This window comes from Methylomagnum sp. (assembly GCF_054333355.1).
In genome coordinates, this window is the sequence record NZ_JBTEKS010000001.1 from 70,231 (window position 1) to 87,227 (window position 16,997).

Here is a 16,997-nt window from a genome sequence, read left to right on the forward strand (position 1 = left end):
CTTATCCTTTACGCCAAAAGTGCGGAGGAAAATATTCCTTCCCATATTCTCCGGCAAATCGCAGAGGAATTCGGCCATGCCACTCACTGAACAGAGGAGCTACTAGAGCGCGACGCCCAGCGCGATATTGGCGAAGAATTGCCGCAAGCCATCCGCGACGTACAGGCGGGTCGTTATGGCGCTGTGTATGAGGTTGGGCTTAACGAGGCCGCCCAGGCCCGGCGCGGTACGGGGCTTTCCGAGGCCGATTTCGCCAAGGCGTTGCAGGTCTCGCCGCGCACCTTGCGGCAATGGGAACAGGGGCGCCGCAAACCCTCGGGCGCGGTGGAAACCCTGTTGAAAATCGTGGCCCGTCATCCCGAAGTCCTGCGCGAAATGCTGTAACGCGATAGGGTGGAACATGATGGCGGTTTCGCCATTGGGCCAGATGCACCGCCGCCATTAAACCGACCGGGCCGCTATTTGTTGGCCCACGGCGCCCTGTCATAAAATGCCCGCCTTTTTAGCCCTCCACCCCACAACGCCCCATGAACTTTTCCCCTACGAACACCCGAGTCAATGACACCGTGCGCGCCCTGCGATGGCGCGAGGACGGCCTGCGCGTGCTGGATCAGCGCAAATTGCCCGGCACCATTGAATACGACACCTACGCCACGGCGGATGGCGTGGCCGAAGCCATCGCCTCCATGCGGGTGCGCGGTGCCCCGGCCATCGGCATCGCGGCGGCGTTCGGCGTGGCCTTGGCAGCACGGCAACGCTATCGGGACAGCCCGAACCAATGGCGAACCACCATCGAAGCCGACATGACGACCCTGGCCCGCTCGCGGCCCACGGCGGTCAACCTGTTCTGGGCGTTGGATAAGCTGCGCGGCGAATTCGGCAAAATTTCGGGCGACCCATTCCCCGCGCTGCTTGAAACCGCCCTGACGATTCATCAGGAGGACATCGCCGCCAACCGGACCATGGGCGAATTCGGTGCTGACTTACTGGAAGGCGCGACCGGCGTGCTGACCCATTGCAACACGGGTTCCCTCGCGACCGGCGGCTACGGGACGGCGCTGGGCGTGATTCGTAGCGCCTACCAACGGAATCCACGGGCGGTGTTCGCCACCGAAACCCGGCCTTGGCTGCAAGGGGCGCGGCTCACCGTGTGGGAATTGGATCAAGACGGCATCCCGGCCACGCTCATCGCCGACTCGGCGGCGGCGTATCTAATGAAAACCGGCCAAGTGCAATGGGTCATCGTCGGGGCCGACCGCATCGCCGCCAATGGCGACACCGCCAACAAGATCGGCACCTATGCGCTGGCGGTGGCCGCTCGGCATCACGGCGTCAAGTTCATGGTGGCCGCGCCGACCTCGACCATCGACTGGCGCACCGAATCCGGCGATGGCATCGAAATCGAGGAGCGCGAGCAGCGGGAATTGCTGTACGACCATTTCCAGCGCCAAGGCAGCGTCATCAAAGCCTGGAACCCGGTGTTCGACGTGACGCCCGCCCATTTGATCGACGCCATCGTGACCGAAAAGGGCGTGGTCCAAAATCCCAACCGGGCAGCCATGCAATCCCTGCTGGCATGAACCCGCTGCTTGCCATCGCCCTGGGCGGCTCGGTCGGTGCCTTGACCCGGTTCTGGGTCGCCAACGGCATTTACGCTTGGCTGGGACGCGGCTTCCCCCACGGCACGCTGTTCGTTAATGTCACCGGCTCCTTCCTAATGGGTCTGTTGACGGAGTTGATGCTCCAGCGTTTCCCCATGGCGGCGGAATACCGGGCCGCCGTGCTGGTCGGCTTTCTCGGTGCTTACACCACCTTTTCCACCTTCGCTATCGAGTCGTTTTACCTCATCGAAGAGGGGAGCTATTGGAAGGCGGGCATGAATATGTTCCTCAGCGTCACCCTGTGCGTGGTGGCGGTGTGGGCGGGCTTGATTCTAGGGCGACGATTGTTTTCCGCCGAGCTTTATCCCTGGCTGGGCCACGGCTTCGCTTATGGTCGGTGGGCGGGAATGCTGGCATTGGGCCTCTGTGCCGGGCTGCTGGCTGAATTGGCGGTGCGGTATTCGCCGTTGGCCTTCCTCACGCGGTCCAGTATGTTGATCGTGCTGCTGGGCGTGATGAGTGTCGCCTCGGCCATCGCGGTATTACCGGAATCTTCCCAAGGCGGTGGCAACGATGGCGTGCTGGGATTGTTCGTCGCGAGTTCGCTGGGCAGCGCGGTGTCGGTGGGCTTGGGGATGATGTTAGGGAGGCTGTTATGACGACTCGTCCCGTGACCGTGGTACGTATTTATTTCCGGGAAGGCGAGCATGTGCTGAACAAGCTCGTGCGCTTTTTGCGGGAAGAACAGCGCATCGCCGGGTTGACCGTGTTGCGGGGCGTGCTGGGCGTCGGCGACAGCGGTGAATTGCATCCGGCGTCGTTGCTCGACCTGTCTTTGGATTTGCCCTTGGTCCTCGAATTTTTTGAGGCGCCGGACAAGGCCGAGCGGGTGATTGAGGAAATATCCCGCCGGTTTGCGCTGGAGCATGTGGTTTGTTTTCCGGCGACGGCTTGTGGTGCGACCTGATGGGGTGCCGATCCACGAGTCACGCCCGGCCCTCCCGCCTCGCCAGCCAAACCAGTTTTATGGAGCCAATGTCATGACCCAAATCGTATTGGAATTTGAACCGGACGCTTTTTCCGCTTTGCGGTTGGCGCCCCAAGAATTTTCCCGCGAAGTCAAAGCCGCCGCCGTGGTGCAATGGTATGCCGAAGGGCGCATATCCCAGGGCAAAGGCGCGGAGCTTCTCAAGCTTAGCCGGGCCGAATTTTTGGACGAGCTACACCGCCGTAAGGTGCCTGCCTGCCAAGTGACCGTCGATGAATTATTCCGGGAGATCGATGGTGTTTGATCGACTGGTGGCCGACGCATCGCCCCTGATTTTTCTATCTCGGGTGGGTGGAGTCGACTGGATCGCGAGGCTTTCCGCGCAACCCGTCACCATGCCGCAGTCGGTAGCGGATGAGGTTTCGATGGGGGCGCAAGGTTTTGGGATTATTGATGCTCTATCCCGGCATGAGCGGTTTGAAATGGTTCCCGACCTGCCGCTTGGCGTGAGCGTGGCCGCCTGGGATTTGGGTAGGGGCGAATCCCAAGTGTTGCTGCGTTGCGCGGCGTACCCTGGACAAGTGGCGTTACTGGATGACCTCGCGGCCCGCAAGTGCGCGGCGAGTTTGGGCATCCGCACGGTCGGAACCTTGGGCATTGTGGTGGTGGCGCGTCAAAAGCAGTGGATACCTGCCGCCAGACCCACTATGCAGGCACTCATCGCCCACGGCATGTTTCTCTCGCCACAGGTGTTGGCATCCGCTCTGGAAAGGCTCGGAGAATAACCGCTTGCCACTCTGGAGAAATGCTATGACCCGCCAATTCAATGTCATCATCGAACAAGACGCCGAAGGCTATTTTGTCGCTTCGGTTTTCCGGCTTTACCCGGTTGCCATATCCAAGCCAAATCGCTGGACGATTTAATGGCACGAGTCCGCGAGGCCATCGAGCTTTGCGTTGATGCTATGCCAGACGAGATTGATTTTGCGAAGTTATACGAACGCATCACGCCGGAAAATCGCCATGAGGAAATCTCATGGGGAAACCCTTAGGATTAAAAGTTACCCACTAAATAAGGACCAACCATGCTAGACCCACGCCTTATCCGCGCCGAATTAGAAAACGTCGAAACCCAACTCGCCCGGCGCAATTTCAAACTCGACACCGACGCTTTCCGCGCCCTGGAGGCCCAACGCCGGGACATCCAGATCAAAACCCAGTCGCTCCAGAACGAGCGCAACACCCGCTCCAAGTCCATCGGCCAAGCCAAGGCGCGGGGCGAGGACATCCAGCCCTTGCTGGCCGAAGTGGCCCACCTCGGCGATGACTTGAAGGCGCTGGAAGGCGAGTTGGACCAGATTCAAACCAAGCTGGAAGACCTGCTGCTGAACGTACCCAATATCGTGGATGCCGACGTGCCGGAAGGCCGTAGCGAGGCCGACAACCAGGAAATCCACCGCTGGGGCGAGCCGCCGACGTTTGATTTCCCGGTCAAGGACCATATCGAGCTGGGGGCCGCGCTGGGCGGGATGGATTTTGAAGCCGCCGCCAAAGTTACCGGCTCGCGCTTCGTGGTGTTGCGAGGACCGCTGGCCCGCCTGCAACGGGCGCTGACCCAGTTCATGCTGGATGTGCATACCCAGGACCACGGCTACACCGAAACCTATGTGCCGTTCATGGTCAACGCCGAGTCCTTGCGCGGCACCGGCCAGTTGCCCAAGTTCGAGGAGGATTTGTTCAAGGTCGCCCACGATCCGGCGTTCTACCTGATTCCCACCGCCGAAGTGCCGGTCACGAATCTGGTCCGGGACGAAATCGTCGAGGCCGACCGCCTGCCGCTGAAATTCGCCTGCCACACCCCGTGTTTCCGCAGCGAGGCCGGTTCCTACGGCAAGGACGTGCGCGGCATGATCCGCCAGCACCAATTCGAGAAGGTCGAACTGGTCCAGATCACCCGACCCGACCAGTCCAGCGAGGCCCACGAAGCCTTGACCAGCCACGCGGAGGAAATCCTCAAGCGTCTGAACCTGCCGTTTCGCCGCATGCTGCTGTGCGCGGGCGACACCGGCTTTTCTTCGGCCAAAACCTACGACCTGGAAGTCTGGCTGCCGGGGCAGGGCGCTTACCGGGAAATTTCCTCGTGCAGCAACTTCCGCGACTTCCAGGCCCGCCGCTTGCGTGCCCGCTGGCGCAACCCGGAAACGGGCAAGCCGGAACTGGCCCATACCCTCAATGGCTCCGGGCTGGCGGTCGGGCGCACCCTCATCGCGGTCATGGAGAATTATCAGGACGAGCAGGGCCGAATCCGGGTGCCGGAAGCCTTGCGTCCTTATATGGGCGGCGCCGAGGTGATCGGGTGAGCGAGGCGGCGAATATTCCAGCGGATGCCGTGGCGCGGCTGCGGCAAATCGTCGCGGTGGCGGTCGGGCCGGAAACGGTCGGGGCGGCCACATCAACGGAGAGCGAAGCCGGAGACATCGTCACTCGCCTACAAGCCCGCGTAAGTCACCGTGACATCCACCGCCAGCGCCATATCGAACGTATCATTGCGCTGACCCTTGACAACGCGGAACAATCGGACGCAAAAGCGCCCGTGGATTCCGGCTGGCTGACGCGCTTTTTCGAGTGCGCCCAGGATGCCAGCCACGAGACGGAGCAGCAGGTGTGGGCCAGGATGCTCGCCCGTGAGGTCGCGAATCCGGGCAGTGTCAGCAAGCGGGCGCTAGTGTTTTTGAGCGCAATGGAAGCGTGGGAACTGGACGGCTTCATTGAGTATGCCGCCTTCGCGTTCGCTTTCGAGAGCGGCTGGCGCTTCATGTTCGCCGAGGAAATCGCGTTCCGCGAGCTGTGGACCTATGGCCGCGAACTCGACCTCACCCAGCATTTCATCAGTATCGGCCTGTTGTCCGGCGAGGTCGGGACGATCAAGCCCGGCGCGGGGCGGTGGATGCGGATCAACTACCGGGACCGCGTTTATGAATTACGCGGCGGCGAGGCTTGGCGCGGCGACTCCGACAAGCCGGGTCTCGCTTACCGGAAGTTCACCCCCGTCGGCCAGCAATTGGCCGAGGCAATCCGGCCCAAGTCGTTTTTCGGCTATGCCCGCAACCTCGTCAAAGCCTTGAACTCCGCGCATGGCACGGGTTTCGAGTTGATCGAGCCACCGCCAGAAAAACTGTAGGTCGGGCTTCAGCCCGAGACTGCGTTTTGTGGGAGTCGGGCTGAAGCCCGACCTACAATCCTTGCCAGTCGCCGGGTTTGATGCGCTATGTAAAGCCCGGACTCGGTGACGTCGCAAATCCGTTAGAACTTTCCGCTTCAAAGGTTGGTGATTTTAGAATCTTCGTTTATGATGGAATTGCATCGTTCACCAGCTACCAAAACGGAGGTGACGGATGCAAAAGCAGCGACTGATTGTCAACACACTTCTGTCGGCTTATTTGGCATCTTTCTGTACGTTTGGTCATGCCAAGACGGCAAGCCCAAAAGGCGAGGTGATGGCCCAGACAGGCATCGCTTCTTATTACAGTAATCGGTTTCATGGCCGTAAGACTGCGAACGGCGAGAGGTTTGACCAGAACGGTCTTACCGCCATGCACCAGACACTGCCCTTCGGTACCCGATTGCGGGTTACCAACTTAGCGAACCATCGCAGCGTGGAAGTCCGCGTGAACGATAGGGCGCATCCCCGGAACCACCGGGCGCTCGACCTCACTCGTCGGGCGGCCATGGAACTGGGATTTGTCCGGGCCGGCTTGGCCCGCGTCAAATACGAGGTCATAACGCCGGATGACGAATTCACGGCCCGCGACGCGGACGGCGACTTCGATACCCGGTACAGTGACGAGCGGGACGGTTAAACGTCCTTTGCCGACGCCCCGTGGCTTTACGATGCGGTCACGGGGCGGCTGGCATAAATCCCGCCTTTTACCCGGCTATTGTTGACTGCGATGCTGGGGAATCCCATAATCCCGGCCAACTCAATCAACCCCAACCCCATGGGCTAGCCGCGATGAACGAAGAATCCATCATCAAATTTAGCGATAACGCCGCCGCGAAGGTGAGCGAACTCATCGCCGACGAAGGCGACGATAATCTGAAACTGCGGGTCTACGTGACCGGCGGCGGGTGTTCCGGCTTCCAGTACGGCTTCACCTTCGACGACACCGCCAGCGAGGACGACACCCAGATCGTCAAGAATGGCGTGACCGTGTTGATCGACGCCATGAGCATCCAGTATTTGAGCGGCGCCGAGATCGACTACAAGGACGACCTGTCCGGCTCGCAGTTCGTGATCCGCAATCCCAACGCCTCGACCACCTGCGGCTGCGGTTCGTCCTTCTCCGTGTGATTCCGCCTAGACTGACTCGGTTTTTGAAACCGAGTCGGTCTGCAACCCCGCCCATTCTTCGGCCCAAGCCATTTCTCTCGGGACTTCGCTCCCTCCCCTGATTTAAAATCCCGGCCTTTTCAAGCCACCACAAGGAATTCCCGCCCATGTCCATTGAGGAATCATTGGCCGTCATCCGCCGGGGGACGGCGGAAATCATCCCCGAAGACGAATTAGCCAAACGCTTGGCGACAGGCCGGCCCCTGCGCATCAAGGCCGGTTTCGATCCGACCGCGCCCGACCTGCACCTCGGCCACACGGTGCTGCTCAACAAGATGAAGCAGTTCCAGGACTTGGGCCACGAGGCCATGTTCTTGATCGGCGACTTCACCGGCATGATCGGCGACCCGACCGGCAAGAACGTCACCCGCAAGCCCTTGAGCCGGGATCAAGTCATCGAGAACGCCAAGACCTACGAGCAGCAGATTTTTAAAATACTCTGCCCGGAAAAAACCCTGGTGATGTTCAACAGCAGTTGGATGAACGCCATGACCTCGGCGGACTTGATCCAACTGGCGGCCAAGCACACGGTGGCCCGGATGCTGGAGCGCGAGGACTTCAACAACCGCTACAAATCCGGCCAGCCCATCGCCATCCATGAATTCCTTTACCCGCTGATTCAGGGCTACGACTCCGTGGCGATGACGGCCGATGTGGAATTGGGCGGCACCGACCAGAAGTTCAACCTGTTGGTCGGGCGGCATTTGCAGGAAATCTACGGCCAGCCGCCCCAAGTGGTCGTCACCATGCCGATTCTGGAAGGCTTGGATGGCGTGCAGAAAATGTCCAAGTCGCTGGGTAATTATGTCGGCGTGGCGGATGTGCCCGACGATATGTTCGGCAAGCTGATGTCGATTTCCGACGACTTGATGTGGCGGTACATGGAATTGCTCAGCTTCCAGCCGATGACCGAAATCCAAACATGGCGGCGGGAATGCGGCGAGGGTGCCAATCCGCGTGATTACAAAGTGCGGTTCGCCCAGGAAATCATCGCCCGCTTCCACAGCCAAGCGGACGCGGTGCGTGCCCTGGAGAATTTCGAGGCTCGCTTCAAGCAGGGTTTGATCCCGGAGGATTTGGAAGAGCGCGAATTGACCGCCCTGGCGACGGGTTATCCGATTGCCGCGTTGCTCAAGGATTTGGGGCTGACGACCAGCACGTCGGAATCCAATCGCATGATTCAGCAGGGCGGGGTGAAGATCGACGGCGAGAAGGTATCCGACCCGAAGTTGGCGATTGCGGGTGGGAATACCCACGTATTGCAGGTCGGCAAGCGGAAGTTTGCCAAGGTTAAGTTGATTGCCGGTTAGTTTTGGTTTGCTTGGCGTTCCCACGGTTGGCGTGGGAACGGCTTTTCGGGATGCGTCGCATCCCGGTTATTTAATCCCTCCGATATTAAGCCGGACATCTGGCTTAATCCTCTCCACGTAAACCCCATTCCACGTCATCAAGAATGAATTGCTCGATTAACGCTTATTGGTGCGATTCAAGGTAATGACGCAAAGATTCCGCAGTAAGCGTTGCCCCGGCAGCTTGGGCTAAATAGGCTTTTCGCTCGCTATCTTGGACGGATTCAAATTCGTCCGCTTCAAAAGCATTCAGCAAGTCTTGTTCTTCTTGGTCGAGTTTTAGGTTCGACATGAAGGCGCTGGCCTTTAATATTTCAACACCTATCAAGTCGCCATCCGCGTTAAGCTCGGCGGTGATATTGGGGCTTAATTCCAGGGTTTCGGCTTCTTCTTCGTTGGTGATGGCGAGGTGAATGACATCTTGCTCGGGGAAGTGGTGGACTATTGGGTTATTCATAAATGGATCTGACTGTTGCTCATTCCCATGCGCCGCGTGGGAACGAGCGAACCTTGAAACGCATAGAAATTGATTTCAACCGGCTCCGGCTGACCATTTGATGTCGATTTTTCTATGCTGCGCGACACAATCCCGCAGATAGAGATTAATGAGGTTTTGATAAGGCACCCCGGCCTCGTCAGCCATTGTTTTGAAATACTCGATAACATCCTCGCTAAGCTTCATCGTGACGGACTTTTTGAGTTTAGCGGCATAAGGATTCTTGCGGGCTTCCATTGTTGAAAAGTCGTATTCGTCTTTCATGGTTTCTTGCTCCGATAAAACTTGCTTTCGGTATGGGTTGCTTTACGAGCGGAAATAATCCTGATTGTGTTGGCTCCGTTCCGCTCGCAATGGCATACGACAAGAATTCGCGCCTGACTGCTCATGCCGAGCATGAGAAACCTGTCTTCCATTGTTGAGCTTTCTTTGTCGAAAAACTGGGTTGCGTAGTCATCATAAAAAACCGATTTGGCCTCATCGAAGGATATGCCATGCTTCTTTAGGTTGGAAGCCGCTTTGGCGGAGTCCCATTCAAAGTTAATCATGGATGACGCGGTGGTTCTGGTGAGATAGGCGGGGAAGTTTGGCGAGTATTTCGGCTTGGCTCATGGATGACTCCTAAAGCTGCACGTTCCCACGTGGCGCGTGGGAACGTGCAAAATAAAGTATATTCATACTCTAACTATGCCAGTACCAGGGAAGCGAAGTTTTTTAAGCCATTCAGTTATGCTATCAAGATTTACTTCATATATTGGATAGCCTCTAGCTGATATCGTTGTTCTTGCGGCAGGACTAAGTTCTGACGTTGTAACTATTAAGCCGTATTCAGCCCCCTCGTATTGAACATCAGCATAAAGTCCCTTAATAATCACGCGCTCTACTTTCGCCTTTTGGCGTTTGCACTGTATTAGAAATAAAGGGTTTTCGGTTGGTGTTGAGTCTGCCTTCCAGACTCGTATATCTACCCCATCGTCATTGCTTCCTGGTCCGAGAGCTACTTTGTATTCATCGTGGTCGAAAAATTCTGCGATTAGTTCCTCAAATTTACGCCAATGCATGTTTGGAAGCTTATTCGTGTTATTGCTAAGATAGTCTATGAAGCGTCGGTCAATAAATCGTCCATATTCTGGTGGCTCGGCTGTGCCTCTAAATAATTTACTCAGGTTTAGCGTGCTATTCCAGTGAATAGAACGCCCCACTGAAAATGGACTGAATGTCACTGCCTGATGAAAAGCCAATAGTTTTTCTAAGGCTATCTCAGCCCCGATAGCCCCGTGCTGCTCTTGGCATTTTATTATTATTGGATCTGGGCTGATCGATTTGGAGTCGCCGATTTTAACTTGGTGAACTAATTCGCTCAATATTTTGTTAAATGTCTTTGTTATCTCTTGATATTCCGCCAATAATCCACTTTTTCTATATTTATGAAAAAGATATGCTCCGGTATGATCTCCGTTATATTCTTCTTTAGTGTGGCCAATCCGAAAAAGTAGCTTATAAAAAAGTGCTTCATATTCTTCTGATCGAAATCGAATCCACGATTTCTCCGAATCACGTATAATTTTTTGATATTCGGTATCATATAGGTGATCGCAAAGCTCATCAATTGAAAGCGCAAGGCCAGCTTTATAGCCACACACTTCAGAAAGTCTATCTGCTAAAGCTCCTGGCCCGAAGTTCATTCCTCCCATAAATGCTCCTAACTAAAAAATTTGAAAATCTAATATCGACCTAAACTGGATAGAGACTGCGAGTGGAACCAATTGTTTCGCTATCCAAGAGATATATGATTTCCAGTCTCATATAAAACTATTGAGTTGTCTAGTTGAGCAAGCTTTACGATCACCAATTTCTTAAAGGACACCCCCCATGCACGCCTACAAATGCCAAACCGTACTCCCAGAAAATCACCGCCTAATCCTCGACCTCCCACCCGACATCCCCGCCGGAGCCATTGAAATCATCGTTCTATCCAGCCAAAACGCAGCCGGGCAGGATGTGGCGGCAATGCTGGACGAGTGGCGGAACCAGCCACTTCCCCAAGACGAACTGGAAGCGCTGGAAGCCTTCCCCGATTTCCGCGCAGCCCATCCCTTGCGCTGGCGGTCTGGGGGTTGATACTTAGGGCTGGCCGCTGGCCGAGCCGCTGATGGGTCCGGCCCAAGCGCAAGATGAATCTTGCACTCCAAATTAAAGGCGCTCCCATGCCCCACCACTACCTAACCCACCTCTTCGCCCCAACCTCCATCGCCGTCTTCGGCGCCTCCGACCGCCCCGAAGCCGTCGGCACCCGCGTCTACCGGAACCTTCTGGAAGGCGGCTTCCCCGGCCCCATCCACGCCATCAACCCCAAATACCAGATCGTCGGCGACCGCCCCTGTTATCCCACCCTCGAAGCCGTCAAGGAACGGGTGGACCTCGCCATCATCGCCACGCCCGCCGCGACCGTGCCCGACCTCGTGCGGGCCTGCGGCTTGCACGGCGTCAAGGCCGCCGTGGTCATGTCGGCGGGTTTCGGCGAACGGGGCGGAGCGGGCTGGGCGCTGGAACGCACCCTCATCGACGAAGCCCAGCGCTTTGGGCTACAAATCCTCGGCCCCAACTGCTTAGGGATAATGCGGCCCTCCGCCAAGCTCAACGCCACCTTCAGCAACAACGTCGCGCACCGGGGATCGCTGGCCCTGGTCTCCCAATCGGGCGCGCTCTGCACCGCCATCCTCGATTGGGCCAACGCCCGCCGCATCGGCTTCTCCGCCATGGTGTCGCTCGGGGCCGGGGCGGGCGTGGATTTCGGCGACATCCTCGACTACCTCGCCCTCGACCCGGAAACCCGCAGCATCCTCCTTTACGTCGAAGGGCTGCGCGATGCGCGGCGCTTCATGAGCGGACTTCGCGCCGCCGCCCGCATGAAGCCGGTCATCGTCATCAAGGCCGGGCGGCACAAGGAAGGCTCCCGCGCCGCCCTGTCCCACACCGGCGCGATGGTGGGCGTGGACGACGTGTTCGACGCGGCCCTGCAACGGGCGGGCGTGGTGCGGGCGCGGACCATCGAACAATTGTTCGCCGCCGCCCAACTCCTCGCCACCCGCCACCGGGCGCGGGGCGACCGGCTCGCCATCGTCACCAACGCGGGTGGTCCCGGCGTGATGGCCACCGACCGGGCGGTGGAGCAAGGCATCCGCTTGGCCGAATTGGACGAGGCCACGTTGAAAGCGCTGGACGCCGTGCTGCCCGCCGCCTGGCCGCGCCAGAATCCGGTGGACATCCTCGGCGACGCCACCCCGGAACGCTACGGCGCGGCGGTGGAAGCCTGCCTCAAGGACGCCAACGTGGACGGGGCGCTGGTGTTGCTCACGCCCCAGGCCATGACTCAACCGACCGAAGCGGCGGAGGCGGTCATCCGGGCGGGCGAGTCGGTCCACAAGCCCATCCTCGCTTGCTGGCTGGGCGGAACCCAGGTGATGGCGGGGCGCGAATTGTTCGCCCGGCACGGCATCCCCAATTTCGTGAACCCGGAAAGCGCCCTGGAAGCCTTCGGATTCATGGCCGAGTATCAAAAGAATCAAAAGATGTTGATGCAGGCGCCGGACCCGCTCAGCGCCCATGAGCCACCCGACATTACCGGCGCCCGGCTCATCATCGAGGGCGCGTTGTCGGAGCGGCGGCAGGTGTTGTCCGCGCTGGAAACCCGCGCCCTGCTGCACGCCTTCCACATCCCCATTTCCCCGGCGCTCATCGCCCGCACCCCTAACGAGGCGCTGGCGGCGGCGGAATATCTGGGTTTCCCGGTGGCGCTGAAAATCCTCTCGCCCGATCTGGTCCACAAATCCGACGTGGACGGCGTGCGGCTCAACATCGAGAGCGCCGAGCGGGTCCGCCACGTTTATAACGAACTGCTGGCGACGGTTCGCGCCCGCCGCTCAGGTCTAGCCATCGACGGCGTGACGGTGGAGAAGATGTACCGCAACCGCCATGGCCGGGAATTGCTGGTGGGCATCATCGACGATCCGGTGTTCGGCCCGGTCATCAGCTTCGGGGCGGGCGGCACAGCGGTGGAAGTGCTGCGCGACCGCGCCGTGGCCCTGCCGCCGCTGAATGAACACATCGCCGAAACCCTCATCGGCCAGACCCGCACGGCGAAGCTGTTGGACGCCTTCCGCAACCTGCCGCCGGTCAACCGCGACGCCTTGCTGGAAGTGCTGCTGCGGTTGTCGGAAATGGCCTGCGAACTGCCGGAAATCAAAGAGTTGGACATCAACCCGCTGATGGCCGACGAGTCCGGCGTGTCGGCGCTGGACGCCCGCATCGTGGTGCATGAGCATTCGCCGGGTCGCCGCCGCTATGGGCACATGGCGATTCACCCGTACCCGCTGCACCTCGTTAGCCGCGTGCAGCTTTGCGACGGCACCGACATCACCATCCGCCCCATCCGCCCGGAGGATGCCGAGATGGAACAGGCGTTCGTGCGGCAGTTGTCGCCCGAGGCCAAGTTCTTCCGCTTCATGAATTCGCTCCAGGAACTCAGCCAGGACTTGCTGATTCGTCTGACCCAGTTGGATTACGACCGGGAACTGGCGCTCATCGCCACGGTGGCGGGGGAGGGCGGCGAGACCGAATTAGGCGTGGCCCGCTATTTCACCAACCCGGACGGGCAGACCGCCGAATTCGCCCTGGTCATCGCCGACGGCTGGCAGCGGCGGGGATTGGGGATGCGGTTGATGTCCTGCCTGATCGAGGCGGCGCGGGAAAAGGGTTTCCGCTATCTACAAGGTGAGGTGCTGGCGAGCAACGTGAAGATGCTGGCCTTGATGAAGCGGCTGGAATTCGTCAGCCGGGTGGATGTGGATGATCCGGGGATTGTGATGGTGGTGAAGGTGTTATGAGCGAAGGATGTTTTGCCCTCGTATTGGCAATTTCCCTTATCATTCTGCCCCATTTATCCCAGCTATTCAGAAAGGAGCCTCAATGATCCGCCTACCCGACCACCCCCTGCGCCGCCGCCTGCACGACGAAATCAACGCCCGCCCCTACGAGCCGGTGCAATCCCCCGAGCGCGTCACCTATCTCGCCTATCTGGTGGACGAACAAGACCGGGCGCGGGAAACCGCCCATGTCGACGCCTTGTGCGGGCACTTCGGTTATAGCCTCAGCGGCGATGACGGGCGTTATTTCCACCTGAATTTCAACGGGCTGCGGGTCAGGATCGAGCGGCACGAGGAATACACCCGCTATATGTTCACCCTGTCAGGCGCGGGGGGTGATCCGTTCGCCGAGCCAGCGATTTGCGGCGTGCCGACCGAGTGGATGGAGGCCATCCCCGGCAAGCTGCTGGTCGCCATCAACGCGGCGGTGCTGTCGGCGGAAACCGACTTCAAAACCGCCTCGCCGGAGGTCGCCGCCGTGTACCTGCCCGCCAGCCGCTTGATTGGCTCGGGACTCGCCAACGGCGCGGTGACGGCCTACACCGATTTCCAAATCCACGGGGACGGCTTCTCCCGCTGGCTGCTGTTCGACCACTGCAAAGACCCGGCGCAGGTGGGCCGGACCTTGCAGCGTCTGTTTGAAGTCGAAACCTACCGCCTGCTGGCTTCATTGGCCTTGCCGGTCGTGCGCGAACTGCGCCCAGAACTACGCATCAAAGACCGCGAGTTGGCCGAGCTAACGGCGGCGGTGGCGAGCAGCAGCGATAAACATGTCGAGGAATTGGATAAAAACGACGAGGAATTGCTGGAAGACCTGACCAAGTTGGCGGCGGATGTCGAACGGCTGGTGTCGGCCCACCAGTACCGCTTCGACGCGACTCAAGCTTATTTCGCCCTGGTGTCCAACCGGCTCACCCAATTGCGTGAGGTCAAGCTCGGCGAGCTTTCCACCATCAGCGGCTTCCTCAACCGGCGGCTGGAACCGGCCCGCAACGCTTGCGATTCGTCCATGCGCTGGCTGCAAACCCTCGCCACCCGCGTGACCAACGCCAGCCAGTTGCTCCGCACCCGCGCCGATGTCCGCCGCGAGCAGCAGGACAGCGCCATGCTGGCCGCCATGAACCGCCGCTCCCATCTGCAATTGCTGTTGCAGCAAACGGTCGAGGGCTTGTCGCTGGCCGGTATCACCTACGCCGGGGCTTCGCTGCTCGGCATCATCGGCGGGGCGTTGTTCAAGCGGGGGCTGTTCCCGTTCGATGGCCCGACGATGGAAGCCATCGCGATACCCGTCGTGGCGGTGATTGTTTACGTCGGCACGCAGCACATCCGGCGGACGGTGCGCGAACTCAACAATTATTGATTGATAGGATGGGTGGAGCTTTAGCGAAACCCATCATAACGGGCTATGTAGGGGTCTATCCTCTCCTTCTCCAGCGGGAGAGGGTTGGGGTGAGGGGGATTTAAACGAGATTTTTCTGCCTTAACCCTTTCCAGCATGGCGACCAAAAAGATCGGCATGATGGGTTCCGCTACGCGCCACCCATCCTATGAGTTACATCTGATCGAGAAATAAACCAATGCCCTGTGCGTCGCAAAAGCTGGCCTGATTTTTTTGACCGGGCGCGGGAGGCTGGATAAGGCTGGAAAATCTAAGGCTTTTTTGAACTCCGGCGCGTTGCCTCCCGTTCCGCTTAGGACCGCCTCACTCGAAAGCGGGATTGCAAAAGGCTGGTCCCGACTAAAATAATCCATTGAAGAATGCTGCACAGCAGCGTAATTAATCCAAGAATTTTGCGTCATCTTCCACCGCCGTTAGATCCGGCCCCGAACCCGCCAGCCCCGGAGAGGAACACAGCCCAAACTTCAGCGTTTTTCCCCCGCCATCGAACCTTATAAAAAGCGTATAGGCGACACGCTTTTCGGTGGTGGAACCAAGGACCACCCGGTGATGTGGAGCGTAACTAACGGCCCCGCCCGATTTTTTCTTTTCATTCGGATCAGCCGTTTCAAAGAAACCGAGTCCGGTCCCGGAAATTCGCCGGTTTTAGGCATTCCGGCCACTCCCCAATCATCCGGGAGGGCGCGGGGAACAATTCCATTCAGGGGTATTCGATGAACGCACAAAAGATTTTCCTGCCCGCCTTTTCCTTCAATCCACCCGCGTATGTCCGTCACGACCGGCTGAAAAGCTGGGTCTTCGAGATGGCCGAACTCTGCGCCCCGGACGACATTGTCTGGTGCGATGGGTCGGAAGAGGAATACCAGTCACTCTGCGATGGCATGGTCCGCTCCAAGACGCTGATCCGGCTCAACCCGCAACTCCGCCCCAACAGCTTCCTGGCCCGCTCCGACGCGAACGACGTGGCGCGGGTCGAGGACCGCACCTTCATCTGCACCAAGAGCCGCGACGACGCCGGGCCGAACAACAATTGGGAAGACCCGGCCCGCATGAAAACCACCCTGCGCAATGTGTTCCGGGGCTGCATGAGGGGCCGCACCCTGTACGTGGTGCCGTTCAGCATGGGTCCGCTGGACGGGCCGATTTCCCACATCGGCGTCGAGCTGACCGATTCGCCCTACGTGGTCGTCAACATGAAGATCATGACCCGCATGGGCCGCGCCGTGTTCGACCGGCTGGGCGCGGACGGCGAATTCATCCCCTGCCTGCATTCGGTGGGCGCCCCGCTGGAACCGGACGAGCCCGATGTGCCGTGGCCGTGCAACCGGGACACCAAGTACATCGTGCATTTCCCGGAGACCCGCGAGATTTGGTCCTACGGCTCGGGCTATGGCGGCAACGCGCTGCTGGGCAAGAAGTGCTTCGCCTTGCGGATCGCCTCGGCCATGGCGAAGGAAGAGGGCTGGCTGGCGGAACACATGCTGATTCTCGGCGTCGAGTCGCCCGCCGGCGAGAAGACCTACCTCGCCGCCGCCTTCCCCAGCGCCTGCGGCAAGACCAATCTGGCGATGCTGATTCCGCCGGAAAGCTTCAAGGGCTGGAAAGTCACCACCGTCGGCGACGACATCGCCTGGATCAAGCCCGGCCCGGATGGCCGCTTTTACGGCATCAACCCGGAAGCGGGATTGTTCGGCGTGGCCCCCGGCACGTCCGAGAAGACCAATCCCAACGCCATGGCGACGCTCCACGCCAACTGCATTTTCACCAACGTCGGGCTGCTGCCGAACGGCGATGTGTGGTGGGAAGGCATGACCCCGGAGCCGCCGAAATGGCTGATCGACTGGCAGGG

The 16,997-nt window shown here is 59.3% G+C and carries 19 protein-coding genes; 15 read left to right on the forward strand and 4 right to left on the reverse strand.

The window, feature by feature from the left end:
• The first annotated feature begins 138 nt into the window (after positions 1-138).
• The 11 genes from ACXWUF_RS00305 (at position 139) to tyrS (ending at position 8,289) form a co-directional block, all read left to right on the forward strand.
• Positions 139-384, forward strand: coding sequence for a helix-turn-helix domain-containing protein (locus ACXWUF_RS00305; RefSeq protein WP_458492642.1), 246 nt, complete (start codon positions 139-141; stop codon positions 382-384).
• Positions 385-527: 143 nt separating this feature from the next.
• A complete protein-coding gene (gene mtnA, locus ACXWUF_RS00310; RefSeq protein ID WP_458492643.1) occupies positions 528-1,580 on the forward strand; it encodes an S-methyl-5-thioribose-1-phosphate isomerase in 1,053 nt (350 codons plus the stop codon).
• Entirely contained in the window at positions 1,577-2,260 is a 684-nt protein-coding gene (gene crcB, locus ACXWUF_RS00315) for a fluoride efflux transporter CrcB (RefSeq protein ID WP_458492644.1), read from the forward strand. The genes mtnA and crcB overlap by 4 nt, the downstream gene beginning before the upstream one ends.
• Entirely contained in the window at positions 2,257-2,568 is a 312-nt protein-coding gene (locus ACXWUF_RS00320) for a DUF190 domain-containing protein (protein WP_458492645.1), read from the forward strand. Before crcB ends, ACXWUF_RS00320 begins: the two co-directional genes overlap by 4 nt.
• A gap of 73 nt (positions 2,569-2,641) precedes the next feature.
• Complete coding sequence (locus ACXWUF_RS00325; protein WP_458492646.1) at positions 2,642-2,893, forward strand: UPF0175 family protein; 252 nt, start codon at positions 2,642-2,644, stop codon at positions 2,891-2,893.
• On the forward strand, positions 2,862-3,374 hold the full coding sequence (locus tag ACXWUF_RS00330; RefSeq protein WP_458492647.1) for a DUF3368 domain-containing protein: 513 nt from the start codon (positions 2,862-2,864) through the stop codon (positions 3,372-3,374). The genes ACXWUF_RS00325 and ACXWUF_RS00330 overlap by 32 nt, the downstream gene beginning before the upstream one ends.
• A gap of 300 nt (positions 3,375-3,674) precedes the next feature.
• On the forward strand, positions 3,675-4,949 hold the full coding sequence (serS, locus tag ACXWUF_RS00335) for a serine--tRNA ligase (RefSeq protein WP_458492648.1): 1,275 nt from the start codon (positions 3,675-3,677) through the stop codon (positions 4,947-4,949).
• Complete coding sequence (locus ACXWUF_RS00340) at positions 4,946-5,770, forward strand: DUF2806 domain-containing protein (RefSeq protein ID WP_458492649.1); 825 nt, start codon at positions 4,946-4,948, stop codon at positions 5,768-5,770. The genes serS and ACXWUF_RS00340 overlap by 4 nt, the downstream gene beginning before the upstream one ends.
• 214 nt (positions 5,771-5,984) lie before the next feature.
• Positions 5,985-6,449 (forward strand): septal ring lytic transglycosylase RlpA family protein, encoded by a 465-nt coding sequence (locus tag ACXWUF_RS00345; protein ID WP_458492650.1) that lies wholly within the window; start codon positions 5,985-5,987, stop codon positions 6,447-6,449.
• A gap of 152 nt (positions 6,450-6,601) precedes the next feature.
• Entirely contained in the window at positions 6,602-6,940 is a 339-nt protein-coding gene (erpA, locus tag ACXWUF_RS00350) for an iron-sulfur cluster insertion protein ErpA (protein ID WP_458492651.1), read from the forward strand.
• A gap of 152 nt (positions 6,941-7,092) precedes the next feature.
• Positions 7,093-8,289: a tyrosine--tRNA ligase gene (tyrS, locus tag ACXWUF_RS00355; RefSeq protein ID WP_458492662.1), complete on the forward strand. Its 1,197-nt coding sequence runs from the start codon at positions 7,093-7,095 to the stop codon at positions 8,287-8,289.
• 163 nt (positions 8,290-8,452) lie between these two features.
• On the opposite strand, the gene ACXWUF_RS00360 is transcribed toward tyrS, so the two are convergent.
• From ACXWUF_RS00360 to ACXWUF_RS00375, 4 genes are all read right to left on the reverse strand, one after another.
• Positions 8,453-8,785 (reverse strand): DUF2283 domain-containing protein, encoded by a 333-nt coding sequence (locus ACXWUF_RS00360; RefSeq protein WP_458492652.1) that lies wholly within the window; start codon positions 8,783-8,785, stop codon positions 8,453-8,455.
• A gap of 75 nt (positions 8,786-8,860) precedes the next feature.
• Positions 8,861-9,088, reverse strand: coding sequence for a CopG family antitoxin (locus ACXWUF_RS00365; RefSeq protein WP_458492653.1), 228 nt, complete (start codon positions 9,086-9,088; stop codon positions 8,861-8,863).
• Positions 9,085-9,372 carry a BrnT family toxin gene (locus ACXWUF_RS00370; RefSeq protein ID WP_458492654.1) on the reverse strand — a complete coding sequence of 96 codons (288 nt, stop codon included), beginning with the start codon at positions 9,370-9,372 and terminating at the stop codon, positions 9,085-9,087. Before ACXWUF_RS00370 ends, ACXWUF_RS00365 begins: the two co-directional genes overlap by 4 nt.
• Positions 9,373-9,498: 126 nt before the next feature.
• The gene (locus ACXWUF_RS00375; RefSeq protein ID WP_458492655.1) at positions 9,499-10,518 is read right to left on the reverse strand and encodes a restriction endonuclease; all 1,020 of its coding nucleotides are present in this window, start codon (positions 10,516-10,518) and stop codon (positions 9,499-9,501) included.
• A gap of 178 nt (positions 10,519-10,696) precedes the next feature.
• On the opposite strand from ACXWUF_RS00375, the gene ACXWUF_RS00380 reads away from it, so the two are divergent.
• From ACXWUF_RS00380 to ACXWUF_RS00395, 4 genes are all read left to right on the forward strand, one after another.
• Positions 10,697-10,945, forward strand: a complete 249-nt coding sequence (locus ACXWUF_RS00380; RefSeq protein ID WP_458492656.1) for a hypothetical protein — start codon at positions 10,697-10,699, stop codon at positions 10,943-10,945.
• An 86-nt stretch (positions 10,946-11,031) separates the two neighbouring features.
• Positions 11,032-13,710, forward strand: a complete 2,679-nt coding sequence (locus tag ACXWUF_RS00385) for a bifunctional acetate--CoA ligase family protein/GNAT family N-acetyltransferase (RefSeq protein WP_458492657.1) — start codon at positions 11,032-11,034, stop codon at positions 13,708-13,710.
• An 82-nt stretch (positions 13,711-13,792) separates the two neighbouring features.
• Entirely contained in the window at positions 13,793-15,109 is a 1,317-nt protein-coding gene (locus tag ACXWUF_RS00390) for a DUF3422 family protein (RefSeq protein WP_458492658.1), read from the forward strand.
• A 752-nt stretch (positions 15,110-15,861) separates the two neighbouring features.
• Positions 15,862-16,997 (forward strand): phosphoenolpyruvate carboxykinase (GTP) (locus ACXWUF_RS00395; protein WP_458492659.1); only part of this gene is annotated, 1,136 nt, incomplete at its 3' end.

Coding starts and splice junctions, on each gene's coding strand:
- ACXWUF_RS00385 (WP_458492657.1), top strand. CDS start 11,032: ATGCCCCACCACTACCTAACCCACCTCTTCGCCCCAACCTCCATCGCC.
- ACXWUF_RS00380 (WP_458492656.1), top strand. CDS start 10,697: ATGCACGCCTACAAATGCCAAACCGTACTCCCAGAAAATCACCGCCTA.
- ACXWUF_RS00390 (WP_458492658.1), top strand. CDS start 13,793: ATGATCCGCCTACCCGACCACCCCCTGCGCCGCCGCCTGCACGACGAA.
- ACXWUF_RS00345 (WP_458492650.1), top strand. CDS start 5,985: ATGCAAAAGCAGCGACTGATTGTCAACACACTTCTGTCGGCTTATTTG.
- ACXWUF_RS00330 (WP_458492647.1), top strand. CDS start 2,862: ATGAATTATTCCGGGAGATCGATGGTGTTTGATCGACTGGTGGCCGAC.
- ACXWUF_RS00360 (WP_458492652.1), bottom strand. CDS start 8,785: ATGAATAACCCAATAGTCCACCACTTCCCCGAGCAAGATGTCATTCAC.
- ACXWUF_RS00325 (WP_458492646.1), top strand. CDS start 2,642: ATGACCCAAATCGTATTGGAATTTGAACCGGACGCTTTTTCCGCTTTG.
- erpA (WP_458492651.1), top strand. CDS start 6,602: ATGAACGAAGAATCCATCATCAAATTTAGCGATAACGCCGCCGCGAAG.
- mtnA (WP_458492643.1), top strand. CDS start 528: ATGAACTTTTCCCCTACGAACACCCGAGTCAATGACACCGTGCGCGCC.
- ACXWUF_RS00375 (WP_458492655.1), bottom strand. CDS start 10,518: ATGGGAGGAATGAACTTCGGGCCAGGAGCTTTAGCAGATAGACTTTCT.
- ACXWUF_RS00370 (WP_458492654.1), bottom strand. CDS start 9,372: ATGATTAACTTTGAATGGGACTCCGCCAAAGCGGCTTCCAACCTAAAG.
- ACXWUF_RS00320 (WP_458492645.1), top strand. CDS start 2,257: ATGACGACTCGTCCCGTGACCGTGGTACGTATTTATTTCCGGGAAGGC.
- serS (WP_458492648.1), top strand. CDS start 3,675: ATGCTAGACCCACGCCTTATCCGCGCCGAATTAGAAAACGTCGAAACC.
- ACXWUF_RS00365 (WP_458492653.1), bottom strand. CDS start 9,088: ATGAAAGACGAATACGACTTTTCAACAATGGAAGCCCGCAAGAATCCT.
- crcB (WP_458492644.1), top strand. CDS start 1,577: ATGAACCCGCTGCTTGCCATCGCCCTGGGCGGCTCGGTCGGTGCCTTG.